At 49.9% G+C, this 12,496-nt stretch carries 11 protein-coding genes; 5 read left to right on the plus strand and 6 right to left on the minus strand.

Annotated elements, in window-relative coordinates:
- The first annotated feature begins 21 nt into the window (after window positions 1-21).
- Complete coding sequence (locus OB236_RS33940; protein ID WP_262688008.1) at window positions 22-1,230, plus strand: MFS transporter; 1,209 nt, start codon at window positions 22-24, stop codon at window positions 1,228-1,230.
- Window positions 1,231-1,233: 3 nt separating this feature from the next.
- On the opposite strand, the gene OB236_RS33945 is transcribed toward OB236_RS33940, so the two are convergent.
- Both OB236_RS33945 and OB236_RS33950 read right to left on the minus strand, forming a co-directional pair.
- The gene (locus OB236_RS33945; RefSeq protein ID WP_262688009.1) at window positions 1,234-1,749 is read right to left on the minus strand and encodes a hypothetical protein; all 516 of its coding nucleotides are present in this window, start codon (window positions 1,747-1,749) and stop codon (window positions 1,234-1,236) included.
- Between the two features lie 136 nt (window positions 1,750-1,885).
- The gene (locus tag OB236_RS33950) at window positions 1,886-2,716 is read right to left on the minus strand and encodes a dienelactone hydrolase family protein (RefSeq protein ID WP_262688010.1); all 831 of its coding nucleotides are present in this window, start codon (window positions 2,714-2,716) and stop codon (window positions 1,886-1,888) included.
- A gap of 213 nt (window positions 2,717-2,929) precedes the next feature.
- Here OB236_RS33950 and OB236_RS33955 point away from each other — a divergent pair, with 213 nt between their 5' ends.
- Window positions 2,930-3,796, plus strand: coding sequence for an alpha/beta fold hydrolase (locus OB236_RS33955; RefSeq protein ID WP_262688012.1), 867 nt, complete (start codon window positions 2,930-2,932; stop codon window positions 3,794-3,796).
- On the opposite strand, the gene OB236_RS33960 is transcribed toward OB236_RS33955, so the two are convergent.
- Window positions 3,741-5,825 carry a transglycosylase domain-containing protein gene (locus OB236_RS33960; RefSeq protein ID WP_076237207.1) on the minus strand — a complete coding sequence of 695 codons (2,085 nt, stop codon included), beginning with the start codon at window positions 5,823-5,825 and terminating at the stop codon, window positions 3,741-3,743. The genes OB236_RS33955 and OB236_RS33960 overlap by 56 nt on opposite strands.
- Window positions 5,826-6,080: 255 nt before the next feature.
- On the opposite strand from OB236_RS33960, the gene speE reads away from it, so the two are divergent.
- On the plus strand, window positions 6,081-6,908 hold the full coding sequence (speE, locus tag OB236_RS33965; protein ID WP_076237209.1) for a polyamine aminopropyltransferase: 828 nt from the start codon (window positions 6,081-6,083) through the stop codon (window positions 6,906-6,908).
- A gap of 145 nt (window positions 6,909-7,053) precedes the next feature.
- A complete protein-coding gene (gene speB, locus OB236_RS33970; protein WP_262688014.1) occupies window positions 7,054-7,923 on the plus strand; it encodes an agmatinase in 870 nt (289 codons plus the stop codon).
- 165 nt (window positions 7,924-8,088) lie between these two features.
- On the opposite strand, the gene OB236_RS33975 is transcribed toward speB, so the two are convergent.
- The gene (locus tag OB236_RS33975) at window positions 8,089-8,919 is read right to left on the minus strand and encodes a metallophosphoesterase (RefSeq protein ID WP_262688015.1); all 831 of its coding nucleotides are present in this window, start codon (window positions 8,917-8,919) and stop codon (window positions 8,089-8,091) included.
- A 160-nt stretch (window positions 8,920-9,079) separates the two neighbouring features.
- On the minus strand, window positions 9,080-9,976 hold the full coding sequence (locus OB236_RS33980; RefSeq protein ID WP_262688016.1) for an AraC family transcriptional regulator: 897 nt from the start codon (window positions 9,974-9,976) through the stop codon (window positions 9,080-9,082).
- A gap of 602 nt (window positions 9,977-10,578) precedes the next feature.
- On the opposite strand from OB236_RS33980, the gene OB236_RS33985 reads away from it, so the two are divergent.
- Window positions 10,579-10,995 (plus strand): DUF1934 domain-containing protein, encoded by a 417-nt coding sequence (locus tag OB236_RS33985; RefSeq protein WP_262688017.1) that lies wholly within the window; start codon window positions 10,579-10,581, stop codon window positions 10,993-10,995.
- A 2-nt stretch (window positions 10,996-10,997) separates the two neighbouring features.
- Here the strand turns inward: OB236_RS33985 and OB236_RS33990 are convergent, their stop codons facing one another.
- On the minus strand, window positions 10,998-12,176 hold the full coding sequence (locus OB236_RS33990; RefSeq protein ID WP_262688018.1) for a S8 family peptidase: 1,179 nt from the start codon (window positions 12,174-12,176) through the stop codon (window positions 10,998-11,000).
- Between the last annotated feature and the right edge of the window lie 320 nt (window positions 12,177-12,496).

Consider the following 12,496-nt stretch of genomic DNA (forward strand, 5'->3'; position numbering starts at 1 on the left):
GGCATTAAGGAGTGAATGCAAGTGGAAATGTGGAAACGGAATTTATGGCTTCTGTGGGTCGGGTGCTTTATTACATCGGCCAGTTTTTCAATGGTGATTCCTTTCTTGCCTCTGTTCCTGCTTCATATCGGTGTTCAAGATCATATTGAAATGTGGTCTGGGCTCATATTCAGTTCTGCTTTTTTGGCAGGTGCTATTGCTTCACCCTTCTGGGGGGCGATGGGCGACAAGTACGGACGTAAGCCGATGATTGTACGTGCTGGTATTGTGCTTTGTGTGATTTATTTGCTGACTTCGTTGGTAACGAACCCTTATGAATTACTGGGACTTCGTATTTTGCAGGGACTGCTCAGCGGGTTTATACCGGGTGCGATTGCTCTGATCGGGACGAACACGCCGGAAGATAAGGTAGGCTATGCGATGGCCACGATATCCACCTCTACGGCCACAGGAGGTATTATTGGACCTCTGCTAGGGGGTGTCATTGCGAATTTGTTTGATAGCCGCGTAGCCTTTGCAAGTGCTGGTGTACTGGTGCTGATGAGCGCCTTGCTGGTATTGCTTTGGGTAAAGGAAGAAAAGGTGGTGCGAAGCAAGGAGCGCAGCTCGATAACCGGGTCCATGCGCATGGCTGTACAGAACCGACCGTTCCTGACCTTGCTTGGCATAACGCTGATTACCCAGTTTTCCATAATGACGATTGAACCTGTGCTGCCATTGTACATCGTACAGATCGGCGGGTCTGTGAAAAATGCATCGCTAATGGCGGGAATTGTTTTCTCGCTGGTGGGTATTGCCGGTATCCTGTTTGCTTCGCGATGGGGCAAGCTGGCAGACAAAGTGGGTTTCCATAAAGTGTTGATTATTGGTCTGATCGCCGGTGGATTAGGCAATCTGGCGCAAGTTCTGTTTCATGGAATTTGGGGCTTCTCGATTATTCGCTTTGTGTATGGGGCCTTTTTCTGTGCTGTGTTCCCGGCATTGAATGGACTGGTTATCCGTACAACACCTGCAGACTTTCGTGGGCGGGCGTTTGGGCTTAATCAGACGGCAAGTATGCTGGGAGGCATGCTGGGGCCGCTCGTAGGGGGATATATAAGCGGCATCTTCTCGATACACAGTGTATTTTGGGTGACGGGTCTGCTGCTGCTTTGTTCGGCTGGTGCTGCGGTATGGTCGCAAAATAAATCAACAGCCGCACACTCCCAGGGAGCTTCAGGGAACCTGTAATAGTTAGAGCAATGATTGCAGGCGGCTGCGGAGAGTAGACGGTAGCGGTTCATCCAGCAGGCTGTGCACGATTTCGCGATTCGCACCTTTTTCAGTTATATAGCTGAATAGCAGCTCGGCTTTAGAATCGCGTTTCATCAAGGTATAGGCGGTTGCCCAGATCTCGGGGCTTCCCATGTTGAGGCTCTGCCAGGTGCTTGCTACCCAAGTCGGCAGCTGACATATTCCTGATTCACTGTGAATGGCATAGCGGCCTATGATATCGACAGGTAGATCGTTATCCTCTACAGACAGACGGTAGCTGCTGGCAAACGGATAATCACCGCTCGGCAAGCTGATAAAGTCGATGTCCCCTAAGGCTTGAGCGACAGCTTCATAGGGAGCCTCCGTGGTTAAGTCCCAGTCTCTGACTCGTTCCGTAAGTCCCAGAGCGTATAACAAACCGCTTCCGCCTGTTGCATAGGTAATTCCAGCTGTATCAAACCGCTGTGTGATTTGCTGAACAGATGCTAGATTCATTGTTCAAATGACTCCTATCTCATATCTCATATTTGTATGTTCACAGTCTATAGATTCTATGATACCTTGATAATCATAACAGCCAAGCAGCCTCAAAGCCACTCAGGTGGTAGGGAGACGCTTGGCTGTTATCATTTTATTCAAGAGTGGTGAGATGCTCCCGCATAAAGGTCAATGTCTTGGCAAACGAGTCCTGAGCCGGCTCGGCTCGGTAAGAGGCGCGTGTGTCATTGGCAAATGCATGCGGAGCGCCTTCATAGATCCGATAATCAAATGCCTTGCCCTGCTGTTTCATCGCTTCAGCAAAGGCCGGAACCTGGTCGGTGATACGAGTATCCAATTCACCGAAGAAACCAAGCACAGGGCAGTCCAGCTGTGCAACCTGCTCCGCCTGCGGCAGGTTGCCGTAGAACACGACCGCGCCGCGCAGCTCGGCGTCGCGCGTGGCCAACTGGGCGGATAACATCCCGCCCAGGCAATAACCCACTGCGGCGACTGGACGCCGCCGCGACCCACTCTCGTACTCGCGCAGAAAGCCTGCGCTGGCCTCGAGCACAGCCACATAAGCGGCCGCCTTCGTACCGGCCGCGAAGATCAGCTCCAGCGTCTCGCCGATGGCTTGACCTTGCGCCTCGGGCAGAGCGTGAAGCGCCGCATCTCGCGCTTGTGGGTCACGCCATGCTGCCGGGGGCAGCGTATCGAGAAACCGCTTCGCGTCCTCGATACGCTGCTCCTGCAGCTGGGGCGGTTTGCCGCCGGCCTGGTGAAACAGGTCTGGCGCAAATGCGATAAAGCCGGCCTGCGCGAACCGGCTCGTTAAATCCTGGATATGGGGGTCGACACCCCATATTTCCTGAATAACCAGGACCGCAGGCTTCGCAAGCGGTGCCGGACCTTCAGGAAGCACCAGATAACCCGAATATTGCTGATGATCACCATACTGTACCCATTCACCCTGCAGACCCATACGCGTACACACTCCTCTTTTGAGTTGGTAATGGACGGCGTTGCGGCCGCCTTTACCTTCAGAATAAGCGAGTAGGGCTGGGAATACAAGCCATCGATTGTTAAACAATTTTGATGCATCGTTTGAAATGGGAAGCCATTAGGGTAAGAAATATAAGCAGGTATGCCGCATATCAGCATACCGTGCCAATCCTAATGACCGGAGGTACAGAGAATGGGACAATATATTCAGGTTAATGACAAGGTTAAGATATATGTAGAGGATATCGGTGAAGGGACCCCTGTGTTGTTTATTCACGGCTGGCCTTTAGATCACACCATGTTTGAATACCAATTTATGCAGCTGCCACGTCAGGGTTATCGTTGTATCGGGATCGATCTGCGCGGCTTCGGCCGATCTGACAGCCCGTGGGAAGGCTATTCCTATAATCAGCTGGCTGATGATATCCGTGTGGTTATCGATGAGCTTAAGCTGGACAACGTGGTTCTGGCCGGATTTTCATTGGGTGGTGCGGTTGCGATACGATACATGTCCCGCCATGAGGGCCAGGGTATTGCCAAGCTGCTGCTGATGGGCGCCGCGGCACCCTCGTTTATCCAACGCAACAACTTCCCGTTTGGAGCTCCTGAAGAGCAGATTGAAAAGTTGATGCTCGCTACACTTGCAGACCGTCCGCAGATGGTAACGGATTTCAGTAAAATATTTACTGACAAAGGTGGCAGTGCGAGCTTTGAGGATTGGCTCCACCAGCATGCTGTAGGTGCTTCGGCACAAGGTACCCTGCGGGCGCTGGAATCGCTGCGTGACGAAGATTTACGCGGCGATCTGGCAAGCATCAGGGTACCTACCGCTATCTTTCACGGAGAGAAGGATCAGATTTGTTCCTTCGAGCTGGCCAAGCTGACGAATCGCGGTATTGCCAATTCCAGACTGGTCGTTTTCGAAGAAAGTGGACACGCCATGCTGTTCGATGAGCCGGACAAATTCAGTGAAGAGCTGACCGGATTTTTGGCAGATCATTCGGTTAGTCGTTCCACCAACGCTTCAGATCTTCCCACCATGATCTACCCTTCGGTTTAGCAGGGGCAATGCCGTCCTTTTTCGCAGGCTGCTCTGTGCAATACGTAGTAGGTTCTGTACCCTGGACAAAAGCCTCAGGTCGCGACTTGGGGCAGTCCTCGTTGGCAAGCTTGCCACTCACGGGATCAATATTGACAGTCACCACACCATCCGGGACCGGAAACAGCTTCGGCGGAACCGATTCTAACGACCGCTCGGTGAATTCAGCAAAAATCGGCGCCGCGACATGAGACTCCAACGTACTGATATTACGATCCTTGTCATAACCGACCCAGACGGCCGTAGAGAGCTCAGGTGTATACCCGACCAGCCAGGCATCGGTGTTGGTTGTGCCGGTTTTACCAGCTACGGGCCGTTTGATCACGGTTGATACCCGGTTGCCAGTACCCCCTTGCTCGAACACACTTTCCATCAATTGGGTCATGACATACGTATACGGAGGCTCGATAACCTGCTCTCGTTTGGGCTGGGCTTCATAGAGTACCCTCCCGCTGCGGTTCTCAATTTTCAACACCGCTGTCGGTTCAACACGTACACCGCCATTGGCGAAGATGGCAAAAGCCGAAGCCATCTCGAACGGACTGACGGGGAAGGTTCCGAGTGCTAATGAAGGCAGCGGCTTCATCGGACTGGTGATGCCCATTTTGCGTGCCGTCGCGATTACATTTTCTGCTCCTGTTTCGATAATCGAATGTACGGCAAATATATTATCTGATTTGGCAATTGCCTGCCGCAGATCAATCCAGTTGTAATAGACGCTGCCAAAATTATTGGGCGTATAGCTCTGTCTGCCATTATCGTAGGTGAAGGTAGTCGGCTCGCTTTTGAAGCGAGTAAGCGGAGTGAATTGCTTTTGCTGCATTGCGGTCACATACACGATCGGCTTGAATGCTGAGCCGGGCTGACGTGTAGTAGCGAACACGCGGTTAAACTGGTTGTCCGCATAGCTTCGCCCTCCAACCATCGCGCGTACGTAACCATTACGTGGATCGATAGCGATCAGCGCTGCCTGCATGTCCCCATACGGCTCCATTTGAGCGGCGACGACCTCCTCGGCGATCTGTTGAGCCGAACTGTCCAGCGTGGTGTACACCCGAAGTCCGCCTTCATCAAATTGCTCCTCCGTAATGCCATACTGCTCGGTAGCCAGACTTCGCACATAATCTCGGAAATAACCGGCAATCGCTGGTTTACGCGGCTCAAGCGTTAGAATATTCAGCTTGACCTTGCCGGCATCATCGGCCTCCTGCTGCGTGATCATGCCTGCTGTTGCCATGGTCTGGAGTACCGTTTGCTGCCGTTCCATCGCGCTCTTCAGATCATAGTAAGGTGAAAAATAACGTGGACCTTTGGGAATACCAGCCAGCATGGCGCTTTCCGCTAATGTTAAATCAGCCGCATCCTTACCAAAAAACAGCTTGGCCGCAGCCTGAATGCCATAGGTGGAATGCCCATAATAGATTTGATTCAAATACTCGTCCAAAATTTCATCCTTGCTCATTTGCAGCTCCATCTGCACGGCATAATACGTTTCCTTGAGCTTCCGGGTCCATGTACGTTCGTGCGACAAGTACAGATTACGTGCCAACTGCTGTGTAATCGTACCGGCGCCCTGAACCTTGGACATATGCTGTATATTAACGACCGCAGCGCGTGCGATTCCTTTCAAATCAAAGCCAACATGATGATAAAAGTTCCGGTCCTCGATAGCCAGTGTCGCCTGGATCAGATAGGGGGATATTTCCTGGAGGGTAACGCTTTGGCTGTTCTTACCACCATTCAACGTATCCAGGACTTGCCCGTGAATATCATAGATTTCGGTCGCAGGCGCCATTTTCGATACAGGAAGCGCTTGGGAGCGCATGTATAAGAGTGCTACAAAGAGTACAGCTGCACAGATCAAGACAGTCGAGAATGTTAACGAGCAGACCATTTTGAAGCGCCGAAAGCCGTGGAGACCTGTTTTACTGTCGGAGCTTTGCTGCTCGGCACGGGAGGGGCGGTTACTGGGCTCTTGAGACACGGTCATCCATCCTTTCGGTTATTTGCGATTCGGAGTGCCTATAACACCAGTATGGAAAAAATCGTAAACTGCTAATCATCGGAAACCGTTATAATGTTAATTTATTTTGAACACGGCGCCTTTGGGCCGTTTAAGGTTGCATTTTCGAGTAGATACACTATAATACAACTTGACGCATAGCTATTGGCTGACGAAGCCAATCGACCCGGATTTTGGGGCTATATCGGCTTGAGATTCGTAAACAAGAAAGGTGAGATGAACATGGAATTATGGTACACAGAGAAACAAACGGAGCAGTATGGGATTACCGCGAAAATTCGCGAGACGCTTGTAACGGAGAAAACCGATTTTCAAGATCTTGCTATCATTGATACAGTAGAATTTGGTCGTATGCTCGTATTGGATGGTATGGTCATGACGACCGTTAGAGACGAGTTTGTTTATCATGAAATGGTGGCGCATCCTGCGCTATACACGCATCCGAATCCAAAGCAGGTGCTGATTGTAGGCGGCGGCGACGGTGGTGTTGTTCGTGAAGTGATGAAGCACCCAGGCGTGGAAAAAGCGGTTCTTGTCGATATCGATGGCAAGGTTATCGAATATTCCAAGCAGTATTTGCCGGAAATTGCCGGTGAGCTGGACAATCCTCGCGTAGAAGTCATTGTTAACGATGGCTACATGCATATCCACGATCACAAAAATACATACGACGTGATCATGGTCGATTCGACCGAGCCGGTAGGACCAGCGGTTGAACTGTTCAGCAAAGGCTTTTATCAAGGAATTTATGAGTCTTTGAAGGAAGACGGAATCTTTGTTGCACAAACAGATAACCCATGGTTTAAAGCCGATCTGATTCAGAGTGTAAATCGCGATGTGAAAGAAATTTTCCCGATTGTCCGCGTTTATTGTGCAAACATTCCTACTTACCCAAGCGGTTTGTGGACTTTCACAATGGGCAGCAAAAAGTATGATCCCCTGCAGGTTGACGAAACTCAAATTCCTGATATCGATACTAAATATTATAGCCCTCGACTGCACAAAGCGGCTTTTGCATTGCCGAAATTTGTTGAAGATCTGTGTAAGTAAGACATTTGAACTGAAATATCGGTTTTGAATCTGTCGGCATATACCCAGGCGGGTATATGCAAGCCTATTTAGCCGATTGCTGCTGGGGCAACCTGCTTCCTCACAATCGGCGAAACTGCTTATTTTAATGAAGGAAGTGTGAAGCATGCGTTTGGACCAAGCCTATTCCGGCAATGTATTTATATTAAGTTCCGATAACTATGAATCTTCCCGTGCTGTTATTTATGGTATGCCAATGGACTACACCGTCAGTTTTCGTCCTGGTTCCCGTTTCGGACCGACACGGATTCGCGAAGTTTCGATTGGATTGGAAGAGTATAGTCCTTATTTGGACAAAAGTCTTGATGAAATGACGTATTTCGATGCGGGCGATTTGCTGCTTCCCTTTGGCAATGCAGCGCGGAGCTTGGAAATTATTGGTGATTACGTGCGAGGCTTGCTGAAGGATAATAAATTCCCGCTCGGTCTGGGTGGCGAGCACTTGGTGTCATGGCCTGTGTTCCGTGAAATGTATGCCAAGTATCCCGATCTGGCAATCGTTCATTTTGATGCCCATGCTGACCTGCGTGAGCAGTATGAGGGGGAGCCATTATCCCATTCCACGCCGCTTCGTAAAGCAGCAGGTTTGATCGGGGGCCGCAACATTTATCAGTTCGGTATCCGTTCCGGCTCACGTGAAGAATTCCAATATGCGCGTGAACATATTAATTTTCACCCGTTTGAAGTGCTTGAGCCATTGAAAAAGGTGCTTCCGGAGCTGGCTGGTCGTCCGATTTATTTAACTATCGATATTGATGTGCTTGACCCATCCTGCGCGCCAGGCACAGGTACAGCCGAAGCTGGCGGCATCACCTCCAAGGAACTGCTGGCTGCGATCCATGCCATGGCTGCTGCCAACCTGAATGTAGTTGGTGCTGATGTCGTTGAGGTAGCTCCCGCTTACGATCCGACAGAGCAAACCCAGATTGTGGCTGCCAAGCTGATCCGTGAAATTTTGCTAGGGCTTGTGAAGTAGCTTTACTTGATTCAAACATGTCCAGACGTTTAGTTTGGAAGCATACAGCAAACAGCCTGCTTCGCCCTAGTGCGGAGCAGGCTGTTTGCTGTATAGGGTGGGATTCGATCTCAGAGGGACTTATGTATTCGACAATAGACACGGTATACACAGTAGGGATCGGATTTAACCGCTTCGGAGTGTAAATATGCTTAGCTCTGGTCGGCAGAAGAAACGGATTGGCAGCACGGATACGCCAATTCCTCGGTTCGTGTACACCTGCAGCTTGCCATCGCCAAGTGAGTAATAGCCATCTGGATATTTGGAGCCATAGGCAGGGGTAAACAAGTGTCCGTAGAAAGGCAGACGAACCTGCCCGCCGTGACTGTGACCGGAAAGCTGTAAATCGATCGAATGCTTCAGAGCTATATCTGCAAAATCAGGACAGTGCGAAAGCAGCAGCGTAAACGCATCACTCGGTACATCGTGAAGTGCTTTTGGTAGATCAGGCTTACCATCCCACATATCATCGACACCACTTAACCAGATCGTTGACTTTTCGCGTTTTAGGGGAACAGACTGATTCATCAGCAGAGCGAAGCCGCTGTCCAGCAGTATGCGCTTTATCTTTTCGGTCTCCTTGCCATAGTAATCATGGTTGCCAAGCACTGCGCCTTTACCAAGAGGTGCCTTCAAACGAGAGAGTACTTGTACAGCAGGAGCAGCATCGCTGCCAACCGTATAATCAAACAAATCGCCTGTAAAGCAGATCAGGTCCGGCTGGAGTGACTGGATATGATCTACCAATTCATTCAACTGCTCAACCGTGTAGTGAAAGCCAAGGTGGACATCACTGAATTGGACCACGCGCATGCCATCAAAAGCAGAGGGCAGCCTCTTCAACTGTATAGTTATCTCCTTTGTATAGAGCCAACGGGGCTCCGCAAATCGGGCATACGTATATCCTGCAGATGGTGTTAGAATGAGACCCGCCAGCATAAATAAGCATTTTTTCATAAAAGCTCTCCGGTTCATATCAGCATTCATCCGTTCATTTTAGAAGTGCGTTATTCCTAAGCTTACTGTTTGGTTGGGGTTGGCTTATAAGTACTGCGACTTCTCTCGGTGGGACACCCGATTGCTCGTGTTTTCAAACCGGCTGTTATCGATTCTGTATCTATAACAGCCGATGAATGCTGCGGAAGGCGCTTGGCGTGATCCCTTCCTGGCGCTTGAACAGCTTAATAAAGTAACTGCAGTCCTCGTAGCCGACTTGACGGGCAACCTCGCGAACCTCCAGCTCCAGCGGCTGCAGCAGTAGTTCCTTGGCTTTACTCAGCCGATAACGAGTGAGATAAGCAATCGGTCTTATGCCCATCGTTTGTTGAAATAACAGACACGTATGCTGGGGAGTGACTCCAAGCTTATCGGCTATTTGCTGCATGGTGATGGGCTGATCGAAGCTTTCTTCTATGAGAGCAAACACAGGTGCCAACTGCTCCATGTGCTGCTGCTTGGAGCGAACCTCTGAAGATGAGGCATGCAGGAACAAATCGAGCAGCAATTCATAAGCGAGGGCAGAGCATTCTGCGCTGCGCAGCGGATTCTGTGATTGCAAGATGGATAGGATCGAATGCATGACAGCGAGCGTTACATCGGGATTGGGTAAATACAGCACTGTAGAAGCCTGTACCCGCATGGAGTCCAACAGACTGGTCATGCAGGCTCCATTAAAGGTAACCCAGCGCACCGTCCATGGTGGTGTGATGGGTTCATATTCATGCATGACGCCAGGGAATAAGAGCATTCCTTGTCCTCTGTGCACCGTGTGAATTTTCCCGTCGACCTTTAATTGCCCGGTACCGTTCAAGGTTTGAATCCATTGATAGTCCGGGAAACCGTGCTCCCGCTTCATCATATTTTGATTGTGCCAGCCGCCTGCTCCCGTTACATACACAGGCAGCCGCATCTCCATCTCGGTCATAACGCCAAATATATTCATCGTCATCTGCCGTGTCCTCAATTCCTTAAGCATATTCTTATGGTAACAATAAAATAACAGTAATGCCAACACCCTCCCAAACCCTCCCTATAGGGAGGGCCCCAAAGGGCGCTGCCCTCTGGACTCCCATAGCCGTGTGCAGGGTTTAGTGGTGCTGGCTCGCTTTCGTCCCTACGGGACACGCTTAACTGTTGGTGTGAGGGAGGATGGAGTGAGTGTGGAGGGTTTGACTCGCTTTCGTCCCTACGGGACACGCTTTACTGGAGGTGTGAGGCGGATGGAGAGACTGTGGTGGAATGGGAGTCGCATCGTCCCTACGGGACTCGCTGGTTTTGAGGGGACAGCGAACTACTTACTAAGAATTTAACAGCTACCGGAGAGATACTTTCTCAGAGGTGTTAAATATTTGGTGAATAAAAAGCGAAGCGGCCAAACGGTCCTGGAGAAGCGATAGCGTTCGCCTTTGTTTCCATACTTTTTACCACTAAATGTTTTATAAAATCATAAAAATAGGGAAACAACAGCGATCGGAAGGATATTTGGCCGCGCAGTGGGTCATATTCACCGGACTTTTAACTTGCTGTTATCATCTTAAGTTTGAATAATTTGCTTTCGTTCGCTAGACTAGGATGTACAAACATGCAGTTGCTGCGGTTATGATTTAGGAGGACATGATGAGTCAATCCATACAAGTGAACATACAGATAGAAAGTCGCATAGATGATGATCCTGTCACCCGCCATAACGTGGAGGGCGATCTGTATCCAAAGGGGAATCATTACTATCTGCGATATAAGGAAGCAGATCCCGAGATGGCGGGGACGTCGACATTAATCAAGCTGGAAACAGGGCTTGTCCGAATTATTCGGCAGGGCAATGTGCGCTCAGAGCAAACCTTTGTTGCCGGGCAGCGGCTCAAGGGTTATTACGACGCGCCGCACGGCAAGCTGGAGTTGGAAGCAGATACCCAACAGTTAAACGTACAATTGGAACATGGGCTGGGTACTGTGGATTGGAGTTATGAACTATTTGTTATGGGAGAAAGAGCCGGGGCCTATCGGCTGCGGCTGATTGTAAGTGCCAAGGCATAGAGTTATTTCACAGCCGTTTTTGGTTTTATCACGGCGTTAACGGCTCTGAGCGCATGGACTTCCCGAATACTCATGCCGGGCTTTATCAACAGGCGGGCATGTCTTTTTACTATCGACTTGATCTGAGTAGGATTCAATCCGGGTTTTCGGGAAAGCATGAGCGCAACGACACCGGACACATGGGAGGTTGCCATCGAGGTACCACTGAGCTCGTGATATTTGCCTTTTAACCAGGTGGAGTATATTTTTTCGCCTGGTGCGTAAATGTCGATGGTTTTGCTGACGTTGCTGAAAGGTGCTATTTTACCACGGCGGGTCGAGGCTCCGACAGCAATCACCTGCCGCAGGCGGGCTGGATAATCGATAATTTTTTGCTTGCCCTCATTGCCCGAGGAGGCGACCACGATAACACCGGATCGGAAAGCGTGTAGAACGGCGAGCTCCAAAGCCTTGCTGTAGGTTTTCATTCCAAAGCTCATATTAATAATATGAATTTGATTTCTGACACACCAATCGATACCACCAATAATGTCAGACACAAAGGCACTCCCTTGGTGATCAAAAGCTTTGACTGGATGAATGATAGCTTGCGGCGCTACACCAACAATGCCTTGCTGGCGGCTTGAAGCGGCGGCGATCGTACCAGCGATATGGGTGCCGTGTCCGTTGTCGTCATTTGGCAGTAAATGTCGATTGACCAGATTGACTCCATACGAAAGGCAATGGCGTAAATCAGGATGCGAATAATCGGCCCCGGTATCAATCACCCCTACCCGAATACGATCTCCCTTCGATTTGCTCCATGTTTGAGGCGCGCGAATATGTTTAACTCCCCAAGGGACGCTTGGCGCATGGCTGTGCGCTGTACCGCTCGATGGCTGCACCGCATTGACGACCTTAATGGCATGAACACTCATGATCCTATCGGTTTCGATGGATTTTATATAAGGGATGGACGGCGGTTTGGTTGTTGTGTTCAATGTACAGGAAATGGCATTAATGATAGCGAGCGGTTGAATATCAGGTAAGGGAACGGAGTTTTTGGTGGCAGCGTTGAGCTCCCGGATACACGTACAATAATCACGACGGCTTGAGAATCGGATGATATGCTTACAGTCGGCGTTTTCGGTGTCCTGCATGGCTGCTGCTTCCAGCCAATTGATAAAAGTGGATGATTTCAATAGTCATCGGCCCTCCTGCACATCGTAAATGCCCTACCTAATCTTATGAAAAAAAATACGATATGGCATGTGCGTATAGCCTTGTAGAAATAAATGGGTCATCACCCGTGTCAGAAAGCAACGGGCATCATACGATACATAGAGAGAATCCCAAGGTTCTCTTCCCTTTCTCCATAAGGGCAGTAGGGCGGACGCTGTTCAAGTCCCCACGGATACAGTCAGGGCGAAGGGTTTTCCCTTCGCTTTTAAAATTTACAAGGGACACCCCCGAAGCAGTTGCTTTTTTACATAAAATAAGGTTTACTATTAGGAGTATAAGG

Source organism: Paenibacillus baimaensis (assembly GCF_025567575.1).

Coding starts and splice junctions, on each gene's coding strand:
- speE (WP_076237209.1), top strand. CDS start 6,081: ATGGAATTATGGTACACAGAGAAACAAACGGAGCAGTATGGGATTACC.
- OB236_RS33960 (WP_076237207.1), bottom strand. CDS start 5,825: ATGACCGTGTCTCAAGAGCCCAGTAACCGCCCCTCCCGTGCCGAGCAG.
- OB236_RS33985 (WP_262688017.1), top strand. CDS start 10,579: ATGAGTCAATCCATACAAGTGAACATACAGATAGAAAGTCGCATAGAT.
- OB236_RS33975 (WP_262688015.1), bottom strand. CDS start 8,919: ATGAAAAAATGCTTATTTATGCTGGCGGGTCTCATTCTAACACCATCT.
- OB236_RS33955 (WP_262688012.1), top strand. CDS start 2,930: ATGGGACAATATATTCAGGTTAATGACAAGGTTAAGATATATGTAGAG.
- OB236_RS33950 (WP_262688010.1), bottom strand. CDS start 2,716: ATGGGTCTGCAGGGTGAATGGGTACAGTATGGTGATCATCAGCAATAT.
- speB (WP_262688014.1), top strand. CDS start 7,054: ATGCGTTTGGACCAAGCCTATTCCGGCAATGTATTTATATTAAGTTCC.
- OB236_RS33945 (WP_262688009.1), bottom strand. CDS start 1,749: ATGAATCTAGCATCTGTTCAGCAAATCACACAGCGGTTTGATACAGCT.